Genomic DNA, 16,914 nt, shown 5'->3' with positions numbered 1-16,914 from the left:
ATATTTAGAGGCGATTTTCTGGTGCGATGATATAGGAAGTTGGCGTTGATTATCAATCCTGACTCTTCTGGAAAATCAGAAAAGCATGAGATTAAGAAATGTTCTTTTTAGGCTAGATTAATAGTTGACTCCGCAGCCAAGGCTGCGGAATTTCGGCTTACATTTTGAAGTAACTGTAACCGTACTCTTCGTTGTATTCTTCGTTGTATTCTTCCTCGCTTTCCTCATCTTCTGTTTGAACTTCTCCTTCGCTCACTTTTATTGGTTCTTCTTCCTGCTTTTGCTCAGTTTGTTGGGCAACATTTTCTTCCAGGTCATTTTCTTCGCCTAAACCTAGAGCCTCCAATAGTGATGCAAGTGCCATTAGACGCATTAGATCTGGTCCGCCATTTAAAGTGATGAAAACCATTGTGTTTTCATTAATAAAATCCATAAGATGTACATGGCCATGCTCACAAACATAGACTTGGGGGGCACGTGGAGCAAAACCAAAGAGCGTGTTAGCATTTCTTCGCTGTGCATTATTATGTGGGGATTGTGTTTCTTCGCTAGACTCCGAAGTGTGTTGCGAGCTCTCTTCGGAAGTTTGTTCATTATCTTCATCTGCGCTAAATTCGGCATTTTCATCTGCGCTTAGTTCGGAATTCTCTTCAACGCGCTCATCAAAACCACTTTCATCAAAACTACCTTCGTCAAAACTGTTTTCATCAAAACTACTGTCCTGTGAACTGTTTAAACTTTTTCCTTCTTCAGTTTTTTTTCCAACTCGAGGTGAGGCTGGTGGTGTGTGAGGCATGTCATTGCTCCTTTAAAATTAAATAATTAAAATTCCGATAATAAAAATACCTCTGAAAAGAGCTCGTATTCTAACGGCCATATCTTTTCACGGAAAAGTTTACAGTTAATTTACAAATTTTGGTAGCACAAATGTACAAATTAAAATTTCTTTGTATTACTTTTTCAGAAAAAAAATCTTGAAACAATTAATTCAACTAATTGATTTTAAATAAAATTTATAAAAAAAGGGATTGGGAAATTTTGACTCACCCAGCATTTTAGGCTATAAATTGATAATCCGGTTGATATTGAATCAGTGAACATCTGAATCACCATTATGATCGCAAAATATCTAGATAAATATGTGACAATACAAGCCTGCATCGGTACTGCAATTCTCGTGCTCACCCCTTTCGCACGTTTCCCTATTTGGGTATTGCAGATTATAGGCCCTGTGTTGTTCATTATTGGTTTGTGGGTTCTTATAATTGCTATAAAGCAATTAGGAGTCGCTTTTACTCCGGTTGTCACCCCCATAGACAATGCTCAGTTAGTGACCTCAGGAATTTACAGTATTATACGCCACCCTATCTATACCGGAATAATTCTTATGGCTGTTGGCTGGTGTTTATTCTGGGGCTCGATACTCTCTATAATCGCTTCGCTTGCATTAATCATTTTTTTTCATTTCAAAGCGAAAAAAGAAGAAGCTTTATTAAGCAAGAAATATCCTGAATATGCAAAGTACGTATCAACGGTTAAGAAAAAAATAATTCCTTTTATTTATTAAATACGAAACATAAATTTATTTGAATCATGTGAATATGCATATATATTTAAAAAATACCTGAATCAAAACAGAATAATGAGAACCATTCATGAATGCATACCAACAGTTAGAACAGCATTTTAAAAAATATTATGATTTTGAAAATCTAGCGGCAATTGTTTCCTGGGATGAAGCATCAATGATGCCAGCTGGTGGAGGTAAAGCACGAGCAGAAGCGTTAGCTACATTAAGCGCTGTTCAGCATGATTGGCTAACTAATAAAAAAGTTGGTGACTTGATAAAGCAAGCAAAAGATATTGACAGTTTATCATTATGGCAACAAAAAAATCTTTATTGGATGGAAAAAGAGTATCTTCAGGCAACCTGTATTCCCGTAAATTTAGTCGAAGAATTTACTAATGAATCCTTAATTTGTGGCCAAGCTTGGCGAGAATTACGCCAAAAAAATGATTGGAAAACGTTTAAACCTTACCTGGAAAAATTATTTCAAAAAGTAAAAATGATGGCGGAGATTAAATCACAAACATTTAATAAGCCTACTTTGGATGTTTTAATTGATGAGTATTCCCCAGATTTAGATTGTAAAACAATTACTCCGATTTTTAATTCATTAAAACATGAACTTGCCAAGCTTATTCCCAGCATCATTGAGAAACAAAAAACCAGACAAATAAAAACGCTTACAGGAAATTTTCCGGTAGAAAAGCAAAAACAACTTGGCATGGAAATAATGACTCGTCTGGGTTTCGATTTTAATCACGGGCGACTGGATGTAAGCCATCATCCGTTTTGTGGTGGTATTTCCAGTGATGTTCGCATTACTACACGTTATAACGAGCATGAGTTTTTATCGTCCTTAATGGCAATTACCCATGAAACTGGCCATGCCCTATATGAACAAGGACTATCGAAAGAATGGAGTACGCAACCTGTCGGTCATTCTTTAGGGATGGCTGTTCACGAAAGTCAGTCCTTGTTTATTGAAATGCAAATTTGTAGAAGTTTGGAATACATCCATTTTCTTGTACCTATCGCACAGAACTATTTTAAAGATGTAGAGAATATCACGGCAGAAAATATTTTTTATCATTACACAAAGGTTCAACCCGGTTTAATCCGTGTTGATGCGGATGAAGTAACATATCCCTTACATGTGATACTTCGTTACGAAATAGAGCAACAATTGTTTTCTTCCGAAATTACTGTCGCTGACTTGCCTGAAGTATGGGATTCATCCATGCAGAAATATTTAGGACTATCAACAAAAGGCGATGATAAAAATGGAGTAATGCAAGATGTTCATTGGCCATCAGGCATTTTTGGATACTTTCCTGCTTATACATTTGGAGCATTAATTGCCGCTCAATTATTTTCAGCAGTAAAAAAATCAATTCCCGACCTTAAAGAGCAATTACAGCAAGGCAATTTTACATCATTATTATCTTGGCTAAGAAAAAATATTCATCAAAAGGGAAGGTTATTAACCTATCCTGAACTATTGCGGCAAGCAACAGGTGAGGCATTAAATCCTGATTATTATTTTGCACATATTAAAGAACGTTATTTATAAAATCCAAGTTGGAACCAATTGCCGCCGCGGATCAGAGCAAATAAGATATCTACCAATGGGCCTCCCTCGCATTCACGAAGGAGAAAAAAGACTCTTAAATCGAATAATTCTTAGAGCCATTCACCAGTTTTATAAATTGTTGCAATTCACATGTGTTCCCACCACACGCTGGAATCGAAACTGGGTTACCATTATAAGTGATTTTTACCAGATAATAATTTTCATCATGTTCGTAAAGTGAGAAATTGAGATTTGAAGCATACGGTGGGGCTATTTCCAAGGGAGAGCCCAAAAAGCTCAATGCACTCGCAATAGTCGTATCATGACCAGATAATAAAACATATTTTAGCTTGGATTTTTTCTGGCTACCAATATTGAGATAATTGGCAATATTCGTCATGAGTTTTGTACTGTAAGCAGCTGCAACTGCTTGAGGTTTTTCTTGCGCCATAAAAGCCCAATTACTGGCGCTAATAATTGTTTCGATATCTTGATTACTCAATCCAATTGGCATCGGAGCGTTATGTATTTGATGAACGTATAAAGCATCGCCTAATAATTCAAGATTAGCCAAGTTTTTAATTTGAACTCCTGTCAGAGCACTCCAAAGAGGGTATTTATCCTTGAGCTCATTATTTTTTTGTTGCCATTCCGTCGTAGAGTATACATATTGCTCCATTAATTTTGCTCGTTCCGCGGAACTTATCTGCTGAATAATCACTTCATCATATTTAGATGGAGCACTAAAAACAGGAATAGGCTGAACAGCATAAGGTAAAGCTGGCAGAGAAGATTCTGTAGTATTGGGTCCTGTCCCTGGAGGATACAATCCCATTAATAATGATTGGGCGCTCATCAGTGTGCGTTCATAATCAGTGGAGCGCACATACATTCTTCCATGCTCGTAATGCTCAGGCAATAAATGTGTTTGCTCAATATATTTTTTACGAAATTGCATGCCCATTTTATATTCTTGTTGCATGCCCTCGGCAGTAAGCTGCCCAGGTCCCTCTTGCCATTGGTAATTTACTGCTGAAAGAGGAATAATCGGTGTCCTATCACCATGCCGAATGATATCAACAGCAAAAATAAGTGTATCATCTGCAAATAAAAGTGATGGCACACTCAGTAATAATGCAAAGCTTAAACGAAATTTGTAAACCATTTCTCATACTCCTGATTAAGAATATATTTATTATCAAATGGAGGTTTTTATCATTTTTCATCATAGGTTTTAGCTCTGCACTATGATGATTATGAAAGCAAAAATCAAGATTTTATTTTCAAGACTCTATTTATAACTACTGCTTCAGTTATTTAAATTCGTTTTGATATTTTTTAAAAAATAACAATAAAAACAATAAACAAGTAATTCTATTTTTTCTGGAAAAATTCTCAGATCTATGTAAAAGTAATTCACTTGTATCTACAGGACTTATGAAAGAATCCAATCTCTTTGTTAAAAAATGTTTTAATTCAGTAACTTATTTTATCTAACTCCCTCATTAAAACATTTTTTGCCTCAACTTGGTTTTTTTGGTAAGTCCTAGTCTAAATAAAACAACTATAAAAGCCAGGAGTTACCGTGAAGGGATTAAAGTATAGTTTTTTATTGATTGGTCTCTGGCTCATATGGAAAACTGCTTATACCTCGAGCGAATCATCATACAGCGCACTTCAAATTGCTTCTCCGAATAAATCGTTTACTTTGACTAAATCTGAATTACTAACCCACCCCGACCTAACCCAAGTAACGATTAATAATGACCGCGCTTATCCAAATAGAGTCATGCATCATAAAGCTATTCCTTTATGCAAGTTACTCGCCCCCTTTCATATAGGACAACAAGATATCATCGAGTTCATAGCCAAAGATAATTTTCATGTCTATGTGCCTTCACATAAAATTATGGATTGTAGTAAAAATTCATCCATCGCAATGCTGGCCATAGAACCTATATCAAAATGGCCAATAATTGACAATCATACCGGGCTTACGGCTGGACCTTATGAAATTATTTGGCTTTATCCTGAGCGTTCCTATATATCAAACGAATATTGGGCATGGAGTGTCATAACGATAAAAATTAGCCGAGAACTTAATTATCAACACGTTCTTGCGCCTCCCAAAACAACAAACGCATCGATTGCTAATGGGTACAAAATTTATATTAGTCATTGTGAGGGTTGCCACATGATAAATCATGTTGGAAAAAGCGATATCGGCCCAGACTTGAATTGCCCAAAAAATCCATTGAATTATTATCCTAACATCACCCAATTAAAAAAATTTATACGTGACCCCGAATCAGTCCGCATTCTTCCACAAGGCCGAATGAGCGGTTCAGATAAACAATTTTTATCTGATAATGATCTGGATGATTTAATTAAGTTCTTTGCATATATGAATACAAAAAAACAATGTTAACACTCATTCTCCGACTTCATTGACAACCCTTTTCTAACCTTCTAGAGTTTAACTATATATAATATGGATATACAACATGAAGCTTTTTAGGCACATTGTTTTTATAACCCTATTAGCAAGTAGTCTCTTTGCTTATGGCAGTCCGCTTGTTGTAGGCGTTTTGAAATTTGCCCCGCCTTTTTCATCAACCGACAGTGACAATCATTATTTTGGTTTTAGTGTCGACCTTATGGATGAAATATGTAACCGTATTGCTACAACATGTATCTATAAACCCACCGATTTGGATTCGCAATTTAAAGATCTCGATTCAGGTTATATCGACATTACTTTTTTACCAAGCCCTCTCCCTTCAACTCAATTAACAAATTACGTATTCAGTCTGCCCTATATAACAAGTAGAGGACAATTTATCTCATTAAAGAATTCAAATATCACCTCAGTCGATGATATTAAAAACAAAAAAATTGGCGCACTTCAGGCAACTTTTATCCAATATAATGTATTACCTAATTATACCTCCAAACAAAACATTAAAGCATATTCCAAAATCACATCATTAATAGGAGCACTTAGTAATCATGACATCGATGTAGCCTTAGTAAATGAAAATGTTGCCAAATATCTGCTTAACAATGCCCTCAAAGGATTTCAGCTAGTAGGAAAACCTATTGTTATGGGAAACGGCTATGGAATAATTGCACTTAAAAAGAATGCGGCCATCATTGATAAAATTAATAAAGCCTTGTTACAAATAGAAACCGATGGGACCTATTTAACTATTTATAATAAATATTTTGGTAATTAAGTAAAACCCTTAAAGAAATCAATAATGCTCATGGTGATTTGTTATGTATTTAATGAGTTCTCAGTAGACATTAATCGTTTGTTCGCACTTCCTCCTCTTCTCAGGAAAACTAATATTCTATTTTTATTGCCAGCGTACCCATTACATAAGATATATTTTTTGCCCGCGAATCCTTTTTAACTCATTGAAAAAATTGTTAACTTTTATTGATCTAAGATCAGTAATCAACTTAAGATAAACACTAAAATATCCGAAAATGGATTTGAAGATGCGACTATTTAAAACTACTTTGCCCCAGCTTTTTCTCGTTGGGGTTGCTTTTCTATTCCTTACAGTAAGCTATGCAAGTAAACCCGTGTGGACTTTTACACCGGATCCCAATTATCCACCAACAATTTCTATAACACCAATAGGATCAGCGACGATTAAATATACGATAACGAATCAATCACGCAAAACACATACCTTGTCCATGAAACACATGGCAGGGATTACCCAAGTCACTTCAGCCGGAAATTGTCCAAATCCATTTAAATTGAATTATCATCAATCCTGTACTCTTAATTTGCATGTAAATGGAAGCAAACTGACAGGCAATATTAAAGGTGGTCCTATTGTATGTGAACAAGGAAATGGATTGGAGTGTTATCGACCAGCCTTAGCTAACATTTTAAATATTACAATAATTCCTGTAACAAAATATTTGATTACTCCAACTGCTGGCGCTCATGGAAAAATTAATCCCAATACACCACAAACTGTCATCGCTGGAAGTAGTTTGACTTTTACGGCAACGCCTAGTGCGGGTTATCAAGTTAGTGAATGGTTAATGGATGGAGGCACTGCGCAAAAAGGTGGAACAACGTTTACATTATTCAATATTGATAGCAATCATACAGTAGATGTTACATTTACGCGGTCAGGAATAGTATATGCAGGGACTGCCAGCGGCTCTGTTTATTTTTCTATGAATAATGGTTTAACCTGGATTGCCACGCCAACTGTACCATCACCGGGTAATACAGTGAATGGGATATTTGTAACACCAAACACTTTATACATAGGCAGTGCAGATGGTAAAGTTTACTATTCAACTAACAATGGTACTTTTTGGAATGCTACAACAGCACCTGGTACTTCAGCAATAAATAGTGTCTCTGTTACAACTACGTCGAAAATTTATGTCGGAACTCAAGAGGGAAAAGTTTACTACTCAAGCGACAAGGGAACTACTTGGGTATCTACCGCAACAAATCCAGGTAATGGAGCCGTCAACAGTATATTCTTGACCCCATCTACTATCTATGCAGGAAGTGCAGATGGCAATGTTTATTATTCAATAAATAATGGAGTTACTTGGGCTAGAATCAATGGTCCAGAATCAAGTGTTCCAGTGCCTATTCAAAATGTCTTTGCTACGAGTAACCAACTTTATGTAAATACTCGGCAAACCTCAACGAATAGCACCTTACCACCTGGAACCATCAATTTTGAATATGCCTATTTCACCAACAGCTTAACCAATTCAAATCCCATGTGGACTCTTTTATCCCAAATAACTTATACCTTGTTTGTTAATGCAGATGCAACCGTGATCCATGCAGGAACTCAGAATGGACATGTATTTTCTTTAACAACGGGAGATGATTTGGGATTTATCACATATAGTCCAATAAGTAGTCTCTTTTTTTTCGGATAACATAGGGAGATAATTCATGTTGAAACTTAAAAAAGTAGTATTTCTTTTATTGTCATTTAGTTTTGTGACTACAACTTCCTATGCAAAGCAAGCAAGTGACTTATCGAGCTTGCCTAGTCCGGGGCTAAACTTACTCAATGAGGCCACCCTGATTCGACCTATGGAGCCTAATATAAAAATTTCATTTATAGCGCGGTTAAAAATACGTAATCAAACCGAATTAGATAAGCTTGTTCAAGATATTTATGATCCAAATAGTTCTCGATATCATCAATTTTTAACGTCCTCCCTTTATGAACAAGAATTTGCACCAAAGAAAGAAGCGGAAGAAGCCGTGCAACAGTTTTTTTCTTCTCAAGGAATGCAGGCAAGCATTGTTAATCATAGTATTCATATAACTGGAACAGTGGCGCAAATTGAACAAACCCTTCACGTTCAAATCAATAATTATCGATATCAAAACAAAATCGCTCATGCCAATGCAAGCAAGCCTAAATTAAATCAGGAAATTGCCCAATATATTGCCGAAATTACCGGGCTTAGCACTATTCCTCAATTTCACTCGAACATAGAAACTGTTACAAACAATTCTGAAGAGGTTCATGATTTAAATTTTATCTGGAATACTTTTACTCCTTTTGCAATTCCTACAGATATTTCATTGCAAGGTTTCACAGGTGAGCATTTACAAAAGACTTATAATCTAAACAACATTCCTCGTATTAATGGTACACATCTCGATGGAACAGGACAAACTTTAGTTATTGTCGATGCGTGTGGAACTAATAGGCCAGAGCAAATTTTGAGGGATGCAAATCAATATTTTAAAGCAAACAAGATAAAACCCTTTGTGACTTCAGGACCATCAAAGAATTTTGCAATAATTAATCCTGATGGCACTCCCTTCACAACATGCCCGAATGCCTCATCTTCGAGTCATGAAATCCTTCTGGATATTGAATCATCTCATACAATAGCACCTGGAGATAATACAGTTTTGGTACTAGGTAAAGATCAAAAGAGCATATTAACTGATGTGATTCATACGTTGATTCAGAATAAAAATACCATTGCTGGTTTTTCTAATGCGTACGTTATTTCTAACAGCTGGGGGAACGAAGAGGTTTTAGATACTTCACTTGAACAAACTTTGAAATTAGCTGCTGCTGCTGGAATCAGTGTTAATTTTTCTTCTGGCGATTGTGGCGATTTTACGTACAGTACTCAAAAAAAATGTACTGGAACTTGGCCTTCAGCACCAAAAGTTAATTACCCTGCCAGCTCGGCTTATGCTACTGCTGTCGGAGCAACTGCCTTATTTGTAGATGTAAATTACCGTTATGCATTTGAAACTGTCTGGGGTTCGGTTAAAGCGTCTCAAGGCACCTATGCCTATGGTGGAGGTACTGGTGGAGGCATTAGCCAATTTTATGGTCCAGTTGCTTGGCAGAGCTCCATTAAAAATTTCACTGCTGGTGGTTATGGTGTTATTAGTAATTTTGGAAATCGTCGTGCATTACCTGATATTGCGATGCTTGGTGATCCACAAACTGGATTACTGATTATTGCTGATGGAACACAAATTAAGGATGGCGGCACCAGCTTAGCTTGCCCTTTATTTTCGGCAACTTTAGTCTTAGTAAATCAAGCACGCAGTTTACTGAATAAAGGGACACCTATAGGCCAGGCAGCGCCTTATTTGTATCAAATGAATGATGTTTTGCTCGCCAACAGAGCAATTAATCTTATTATTCCACCAGCACTTATTATTAGTGGAGCAACACCACCGCCATCTACCACAATTCAAGGTACCCCTGCCCCAGCCTCTGCATTTACCATTAAGAACAAAACTTTTGGATGGGATTCATCACTTACCCTTGAGCCAGAAGGCCAATTTTGGAACGATGGAGTTGGCATAGGCTCACCCAATATTCCAAACTTTGTTTTAACAATGGCTAATATGTAACGGTCAATAATGGTAGCGGGCTACAAAAATTTTAGCCAAGCTAAAAAGAAGTGGAGCCCGTTGAGAGTCGCTTTGGGTTCCGCTTCGCAACCTCCAGACTATAATCATGACCACTCATTCAGTTACTGACATATTTAATGGGTAGAGTGATGATAAATTCACTTCCTTTTCCTAAAACACTCTTAATTGAAATGGTTCCATGGTGTTCGTGAATAATACTGTAAGAAATAGATAAACCTAAACCGGTTCCTTTTCCAACTGGTTTCGTAGTATAAAAAGGTTCGAAAATCTTATTTATTGTTTCTTTAGTCATTCCTGTGCCTGTATCACGAATACTAATTAAAATGTGATCTTGTTCCTTAGTGGTTGTAATAGTAATTTCCCCGTGTTCAGGAATTGCATGTGCTGCGTTGGTGAGGATATTCATAAATACTTGATTGATTTTTCCTGGATAACATTCTATTTCAGGAATATCACCATAGTTTTTATTAATAATAATTCGATCGCGAAATTGATTGTGTAATAAAGTTAAGGTGGAGTCGATATTCTCGTGAATATTAGCATGTTTCAGCGCTCCCTCATCAAGCCGCGAAAAAGTGCGTAAATCCTTTACAATATTTGCGGTGCGTCTTGCCCCCTCTTCAATGCCATCAAGTAAATTATGGGTTTCTTGCAGGGTGCAAGCCAAATCGATAGCTTCGCTGTATTTTGAAATTTCGAGTAATTTATTTTTTATTGGTGTTTCAGGGGTAATTTCTTCGTATTTTTTTAATAGTTGCATAATATCATCAATGTCATTTTTTAATGGACCGATATTGGCCGATATAAAATTAACCGGATTGTTGATTTCATGAGCAATCCCTGCGGTTAATACTCCTAATGAAGACATTTTCTCTGCTTGAATTAATTGAGCCTCTGCCTGCTTTAAAGTTTCTAATGCTTTATTAAGTTGAATGTTCTTTTTATTCAGATCCCGCGTACGTTGTTCCACTCGGGATTCCAGTTTGATATTTGCTTGCAGTAATTCTTCTTGTGCTTTTTTTCGTTCGGTTATTACTGCGGACAAGATTAAGGTAGTAAAAAAAATGACGGCAACAAATGCCTGTAAAAATACCAAGCTGGTTGGAATACCGACAAATCTAAACTCTTGATAGCCATGGATCTCAAGCCAGAGCACAGAAATCGAAATTATAAAAGCCGTAATTAGTGCCAATCGAACACTAAAACGTACAGCAGACCATACACAAAAAGGAAGCAAAATATAAGCTAAAGGATAATGCAACATATAGATCATAACAATAGTACAGATTAATAAAGCGATTAAGATCGTATATTCAAGAAGTGACTTCCAGTTAAAGGTAAGTTTACTATGATACCAAGTCATAATAAGGGGAGTTATAACGATAATACCTACAACATCACCTAACCACCAAATAAACCAATTGGTAATAATTAGCTCGGGTTTAATTAAGTCAAATAAAACCAGCGAAATAACACCAAGAGTGCAACTGGTAAGAGACAACAAAAAATCTCCTCCAAAGGTAAAAATTAAAACATCTCTGACTGTATAGAAAGGTATTTTGGTATGAGTGTAATGTTGAATAAATCGAGCAGCCCATATTGCTTGTAGTCCCGCTCCAGCCCCTACCATTGTAGAGGCAATCCAATTTTGCCAAGACATCAGGTTACCTAGTGTTGCAGTTAGGATTACTTCAGAAATTATTATCCCCAAAAAAATATTATTCCCATACCATAGCACCATAGCCAATGCTGCACCGGATGGAAGCCAAAGTGGCGTCACTAATGTATTGGGAACAATCCAAATATTACTTACAATCCCAGAGATTGTGTAAAGTAAAACGATAACTATATTCTGGTACCAGAATTGCCACGTTTTTAAAGTGTCAAAGCTCATGTTTTCTTTCCAAGTACCCTATATAACTTGATTTTTTCTTCTTTACCTCGAATTACTTGGGGTTCTATCTCTTCAACCAGAATTTCATTAGCAATAGGTTTATATGTACTTTCACTAATTAATAAAGTATTGGGTGTATTTTTGGTTAGCTCTTCTATTCGTGATGCAGTATTTACCGTGTCGCCAATTACTGTATATTCCATATGTTCACTAGTACCTATATTGCCAGCAATTACCTCTCCGGTATTAATGCCAATTCCTATAGCGATTTCAAAGCCAATTGCGTCATAGTATTTTTCATTAAATTCATTCAATGCATCGATCATTGCTAATCCTGCAAATACAGCATTTAATTGATTATCGATGTGCGAAACTGGTGCACCGAATAAAGCCAAGATTCCATCGCCAATTAATTTATTAACGCTGCCATGGTGCTCTCGAATTTTTTGAGTCATTAACTCAAAATAAGCATTTAGTAGTTCCACAGATTTAACCGGGCCTAACTTATCTGATATGGAAGTAAATTGGCGCATGTCTGCAAACATCGCCGAAATAATACGGTATTCACCAATCAGAGATTCTTCTCCATGAGCATTTAAAATTTCATCGACTATATTTTTAGGCACGTATTTTTGAAACAACTCCATGATTCGTTTTTGATATAATACTTCTTGGTTCAGTTTTTCAATCAAAGACAAGCGCTCTTTTTCAAGATTTAACATCTTCAAACCTGTATCAATATTGATCTTTAAATCAACAGGATCCCATGGCTTGGTAATATAACGAAAAACTCGTCCCGTATTGATAGCCTTTATAATCGCCTCAACATCCGTAAATCCAGTTAAAATCATACGAATTGTATTGGGATATTCTGGAATAATGGATTCTAAAAATTGTACTCCCGTCATTTCAGGCATTCTTTGGTCAGTAATAACAATTTGAATATTATTATGGCGCATAATATCCATACCTTCGCGTCCTGAAGTAGCAGTAAACACATTGAAGTGACGGCGAAATGTTGCGACAAATGCGGTAAGATTATGCACTTCGTCATCAACATAAAGGATATTACATTGTTCTTTATCCATAAAAACTCTATAGAAGCAAATTGAAGCCCTATAGATATTTATAGTCTATTAGCTATCATTTTGGCTAATTTCAATGCTTGAAATAATAAGAAATTTTAACTTTCTTTTTTGTCATATATTTGCACACATTATTGAATTAATTGTTTATTTTAAGATAAAAATCCATCCAATTTTTAAATCGTTGCAAACGATCCATTTGAAAATCTGGTCTATCAAGAGTATGGTATTGTTCAGGATATATGATCAATTCTGTGGGTATATTTTGTGATCTTAAGGCTTGATATAATTGTTCCGAGCCAATACATGGCATATTAAAATCCAAACTAGCGCACATAAACAAAGTTGGTGTTTTAATTTTATTCGCCTGCAGTAATGGGTAACTCAATTTCATATAAATTTGAGCATTTAACCAGGGTTTTCCTAATTCAGACTCATAATCTAAAGTATATTGATCCACACCATAGTTGCCCAAGATGTTGCCGGTTCCAGCACCGCTAACAGCTGCCTTAAAACGTTGAGTGCTCGCAATAACATAATCAGTAAGCATGCCGCCATAGCTCCAGCCTCCCACAGCCAATTTATTGGGGTCGACAATACCTTTTTTAATTGCATAATCTACAGAAGCAAGAACATCTTTTACATCGAGATTCCCCCAGTCTGCGTTAATTGCATTGGAAAAATCAAACCCCTTTCCGGAACTTCCTCGTGGATTGGGGGCTATAATGGTATAACCCTGCGCAGCAAGCCACTGCCAATCAAAATTAAATTCATGACTGAATTGATAAACGGGCCCGCCATGTAAATTTAAAAGAGCGGGATATTGTGTTCCAGATTTGTAATTTGCAGGTTTGAGCAATAAACCTTCAATCAGTGTTCCATCAGCGCTTTTAAACTCAATATCTTCTACAGGACGAAATAGTACCTCATCTAAAAGTTTTTGATTATGATGGGTTAAGGGCCTCAAAGTATCTTCGACTGCAAAGAGTTCTGATGGATGTTGATCATCAGAAGAAACAACTACTATATGCTGTTGCGCTATTGAAAATTCGCTATCAACTTGCTCCCCTTTAGTTAATGCTTTGACATCACCGGTACGTACATCAATCTCGCTCAGATGGGTATTTCTACTTGTTTCAATCAGAGCATATATTTTTTTACCATCCTCAGACCATTCAGGCTTTGTAAACCAACGATCTAAAGAAACGACAATCCGTTCTTGATGATTGTCTAATCTAACAACTGCTAATTGCGTGGGTGCATAGATAGGTGACTTATTGTTAAAGCTTAAATAGGCTATTTGAGAATTATCAGGGCTCCATGAGGGAGAAGATTCCCAATCAGGATCCATGCCAGCTCCGGGGAAACCAGTTAATTGTATTGCCTTACTTCCAGATTTGTTGCTTATGACATACACATCTGAATTATAACTCCTATCCGGTTCTGCCCCTCTTTTAGAGATAAACGCTATATAATCTCCATTCGGTGACCAAGCTGGAGCCCATTCATCATAAGGGCCTGGTGTTAATAATTCAATGTGTTTACTTTGCAGTGCTATACGATAAAGATGCGTTCTTTTTTCGTAAAGATAACCCTGGATATCTTTTTTAAAAAGATATCTTGTAATGATAATGGGTTTATTTTTAGAAGCTTTGTCCTTGGTTTTACTGGCAATAAAAGCGATACTTTGGGAATCTGGGGCCCAAGTAAAATCACTAACTTCATACTGATTATTAGTCAATCTGATAGTTTTTCCATTTTGTCTATTTAATAATCTAAGACTGTCATCACTATCAGATAAAAAAGCTATCCATTGACCATTAGGGCTCCATTTAGGTAAATAATTACTGGCTTTCTTATCATTGGTGAGTTGTTTTGAGATCTTGCCATCGTAGGATACTATCCAGATATTTCGAATTGCGCTTGTTTTGCTAACATTTTCTTCTACTGTGTAGACTATCCATTTCCCATCTGACGACAAATCTGGCTCACCGACGGTCTTTATTCGCATATAATCACTTAAAAGTGGTAATCTTTGAGCACACCACCCTCTTTCACAAAAGATAAAAGGCAACAAGAATAGTACAAGCTGAAAGCAGACATGAACTTTTTTCAAAATAATTTCCTTTTAAATAAGCATCTCTTATTGTCAAATTAAAACATCAACCCAACTCGAGACGCACAAAGTATCATATCGTAGTTGTTTATATATTAGTTCAAAATTTCATATTTTTAGGGAATTGGACAAAAAAAAGCTAGAGTCTGTTGACATTTATGTACCTATTTTTAATACGGCCTTTACTGGATTAGGGCATAAAGCGGAACGTAGACTAATGAAGCAATTGTCAGCAGAGGCGAAAAATTTAACTCGCTAATTTAAAGTATTTGTAGATCGAGCACTCATTTATTTGTATTTTTTTTAGTCAGCAAATAAAATGGCGCATATAAATTAAGAATCTATTCTTTACAATTATCACTTCTGATGAAAAATCACTTTTTTTACTTTATGGCATTAAATTCAACAAAAGATTTTTATTGACCAAATAGGACAATATGTGAGATAACAACGACAACATAAAAAGAACAATGATGAAAATTATGGATCATTGTTGATGAATTCACATCAGTTATATGACAGGACCTTTCTTACAAATATCCAAATGAGGCTAATACTAAGGGAGTTATTTATGAGAGCATATAGAGAATTAAGCCGCCTTCCTAATCCACTTCATTTATCGAAAATAAAGGATGTTCATTATTACAACAAACCAGGTTATCTATTAGGTGTTTTATCTGGAAATAGTTGGCGTTATAAAAGCATGGGAAAAACAATAGAACATGTTACAAATCCCAGGTTATATGATGAGTTAAAGTCACATGCGTCTGAAAATTTAAGATTATGGGCAAAGGAAAAAGTAGAGCCACCTCATAAGGTTGAAGTGGTTTGCCAAGACTTTGGAGATGTCGCTCTTGAAGTAACTAGAAAGTATGGAAAAATATATCCTGTTCTCAATATGGCCAATTCTTTATTTCCAGGGGGGGCAGCTCTAGAAGGAGGAGATGCTCAGGAAGAAAATATGTGGCATCGTTCATCTTGTGTCCGCTCATTACTCTCCAAGGGCATTTATTACGATGAAACGCGAAAATGTTTTCTTTATGATGAACAAACCAGAAAACTGTTAAGTGCGCAAGAAAAAATGAGCCCAGAGGAACTGGAATCATTAAGCATACGACGAGGAATACAAGTACCTGAAGCCTATAAAATTTTTATGAATGATGAGCCTCAAATTTGCTTCCGTGGACCTGAAATTTTGATTCCAACAAGTTCTGAAGAACTCACATCAAGAAAACAATTTATAGCGGACAGTACATTGAGTTATATCTTCCTTCCTAAAAACAGAATATTTCCTTTCTATGAATTCAGATCAGCTGCTCCTGAGCTTGTTGATAGAAAAATTGACTTTAAGGATGAAAATACTGTAAGAGAATATGTTAAAGACCTAAGTCGTCGTATCGGCGCCCAACTTGATACCTTAATTCTGAAAGGAAAGACTGAAGCAATCATGGGAGCCTGGGGATGTGGAAGTTTTAAGAATAATCCAGAGATAATTGCCAGTATATATCGTGAGGAAATTGAAAAAAGGGCACAGCACTTTCAACATATTGTATTCCCAATAATAAATATTGAGAATGGACCTAACTTTCAGGTGTTTCAAAAATATCTAGATGGCGTACAGCTTGGAAATTTAGCAGGCAAATCAAGTTCCAAAACACCAATAGAGCCTAATCCGTATGGCATGTATGCTCAAGGAAATAAGAAAGTACAACTAAAAGAGGAACCTACGAATCCATGGACTTGTACTATCTTATAATCAA

The 16,914-nt window shown here is 36.1% G+C and carries 12 protein-coding genes; 7 read left to right on the top strand and 5 right to left on the bottom strand.

From position 1 onward, the window contains the following. Positions 1-157: 157 nt before the first annotated feature. Positions 158-796, bottom strand: a complete 639-nt coding sequence (locus DGG96_RS02355) for a hypothetical protein (RefSeq protein ID WP_110141417.1) — start codon at positions 794-796, stop codon at positions 158-160. Between the two features lie 318 nt (positions 797-1,114). Between DGG96_RS02355 and DGG96_RS02350 the strand changes: the two genes are divergently transcribed. Together DGG96_RS02350 and DGG96_RS02345 are read left to right on the top strand one after the other, a co-directional pair. After that, a complete protein-coding gene (locus DGG96_RS02350) occupies positions 1,115-1,567 on the top strand; it encodes a methyltransferase family protein (protein ID WP_110141416.1) in 453 nt (150 codons plus the stop codon). Between the two features lie 88 nt (positions 1,568-1,655). Next, positions 1,656-3,137, top strand: coding sequence for a carboxypeptidase M32 (locus DGG96_RS02345; protein ID WP_110141415.1), 1,482 nt, complete (start codon positions 1,656-1,658; stop codon positions 3,135-3,137). 94 nt (positions 3,138-3,231) lie between these two features. On the opposite strand, the gene DGG96_RS02340 is transcribed toward DGG96_RS02345, so the two are convergent. After that, positions 3,232-4,302 carry a histidine phosphatase family protein gene (locus tag DGG96_RS02340; RefSeq protein WP_110141414.1) on the bottom strand — a complete coding sequence of 357 codons (1,071 nt, stop codon included), beginning with the start codon at positions 4,300-4,302 and terminating at the stop codon, positions 3,232-3,234. A gap of 420 nt (positions 4,303-4,722) precedes the next feature. On the opposite strand from DGG96_RS02340, the gene DGG96_RS02335 reads away from it, so the two are divergent. The 4 genes from DGG96_RS02335 (at position 4,723) to DGG96_RS02320 (ending at position 10,038) form a co-directional block, all read left to right on the top strand. Further along, positions 4,723-5,565 carry a c-type cytochrome gene (locus tag DGG96_RS02335; RefSeq protein ID WP_110141413.1) on the top strand — a complete coding sequence of 281 codons (843 nt, stop codon included), beginning with the start codon at positions 4,723-4,725 and terminating at the stop codon, positions 5,563-5,565. Between the two features lie 76 nt (positions 5,566-5,641). Then, complete coding sequence (locus DGG96_RS02330; RefSeq protein WP_110141412.1) at positions 5,642-6,373, top strand: transporter substrate-binding domain-containing protein; 732 nt, start codon at positions 5,642-5,644, stop codon at positions 6,371-6,373. 268 nt (positions 6,374-6,641) lie between these two features. Next, positions 6,642-8,072 (top strand): InlB B-repeat-containing protein, encoded by a 1,431-nt coding sequence (locus DGG96_RS02325; RefSeq protein WP_110141411.1) that lies wholly within the window; start codon positions 6,642-6,644, stop codon positions 8,070-8,072. 16 nt (positions 8,073-8,088) lie between these two features. Then, positions 8,089-10,038: a S53 family peptidase gene (locus DGG96_RS02320; protein ID WP_110141410.1), complete on the top strand. Its 1,950-nt coding sequence runs from the start codon at positions 8,089-8,091 to the stop codon at positions 10,036-10,038. Between the two features lie 118 nt (positions 10,039-10,156). Here the strand turns inward: DGG96_RS02320 and DGG96_RS02315 are convergent, their stop codons facing one another. From DGG96_RS02315 to DGG96_RS02305, 3 genes are all read right to left on the bottom strand, one after another. After that, positions 10,157-11,953, bottom strand: coding sequence for an MASE1 domain-containing protein (locus tag DGG96_RS02315; protein WP_110141409.1), 1,797 nt, complete (start codon positions 11,951-11,953; stop codon positions 10,157-10,159). Then, on the bottom strand, positions 11,950-13,041 hold the full coding sequence (locus DGG96_RS02310) for an adenylate/guanylate cyclase domain-containing protein (RefSeq protein WP_110141408.1): 1,092 nt from the start codon (positions 13,039-13,041) through the stop codon (positions 11,950-11,952). The genes DGG96_RS02315 and DGG96_RS02310 overlap by 4 nt, the downstream gene beginning before the upstream one ends. Positions 13,042-13,177: 136 nt before the next feature. Beyond that, complete coding sequence (locus DGG96_RS02305) at positions 13,178-15,049, bottom strand: S9 family peptidase (protein WP_199739182.1); 1,872 nt, start codon at positions 15,047-15,049, stop codon at positions 13,178-13,180. 676 nt (positions 15,050-15,725) lie between these two features. Between DGG96_RS02305 and DGG96_RS02300 the strand changes: the two genes are divergently transcribed. Continuing rightward, positions 15,726-16,910 carry a poly(ADP-ribose) glycohydrolase domain-containing protein gene (locus DGG96_RS02300; protein WP_110141406.1) on the top strand — a complete coding sequence of 395 codons (1,185 nt, stop codon included), beginning with the start codon at positions 15,726-15,728 and terminating at the stop codon, positions 16,908-16,910. Positions 16,911-16,914: the final 4 nt, after the last annotated feature.

The organism is Legionella qingyii (assembly GCF_003184185.1).
Note: the sequence above shows the minus strand (reverse complement) of the source record. Positions and strands in the feature narration are given on the sequence as shown.

Excerpts from the sequence above, each read along its gene's own strand:
- DGG96_RS02310 (WP_110141408.1), bottom strand. The coding sequence starts at position 13,041 with ATGGATAAAGAACAATGTAATATCCTTTATGTTGATGACGAAGTGCAT.
- DGG96_RS02320 (WP_110141410.1), top strand. The coding sequence starts at position 8,089 with ATGTTGAAACTTAAAAAAGTAGTATTTCTTTTATTGTCATTTAGTTTT.
- DGG96_RS02330 (WP_110141412.1), top strand. The coding sequence starts at position 5,642 with ATGAAGCTTTTTAGGCACATTGTTTTTATAACCCTATTAGCAAGTAGT.
- DGG96_RS02355 (WP_110141417.1), bottom strand. The coding sequence starts at position 796 with ATGCCTCACACACCACCAGCCTCACCTCGAGTTGGAAAAAAAACTGAA.
- DGG96_RS02340 (WP_110141414.1), bottom strand. The coding sequence starts at position 4,302 with ATGGTTTACAAATTTCGTTTAAGCTTTGCATTATTACTGAGTGTGCCA.
- DGG96_RS02345 (WP_110141415.1), top strand. The coding sequence starts at position 1,656 with ATGAATGCATACCAACAGTTAGAACAGCATTTTAAAAAATATTATGAT.
- DGG96_RS02305 (WP_199739182.1), bottom strand. The coding sequence starts at position 15,049 with ATGCGAATAAAGACCGTCGGTGAGCCAGATTTGTCGTCAGATGGGAAA.
- DGG96_RS02300 (WP_110141406.1), top strand. The coding sequence starts at position 15,726 with ATGAGAGCATATAGAGAATTAAGCCGCCTTCCTAATCCACTTCATTTA.
- DGG96_RS02350 (WP_110141416.1), top strand. The coding sequence starts at position 1,115 with ATGATCGCAAAATATCTAGATAAATATGTGACAATACAAGCCTGCATC.
- DGG96_RS02315 (WP_110141409.1), bottom strand. The coding sequence starts at position 11,953 with ATGAGCTTTGACACTTTAAAAACGTGGCAATTCTGGTACCAGAATATA.
- DGG96_RS02325 (WP_110141411.1), top strand. The coding sequence starts at position 6,642 with ATGCGACTATTTAAAACTACTTTGCCCCAGCTTTTTCTCGTTGGGGTT.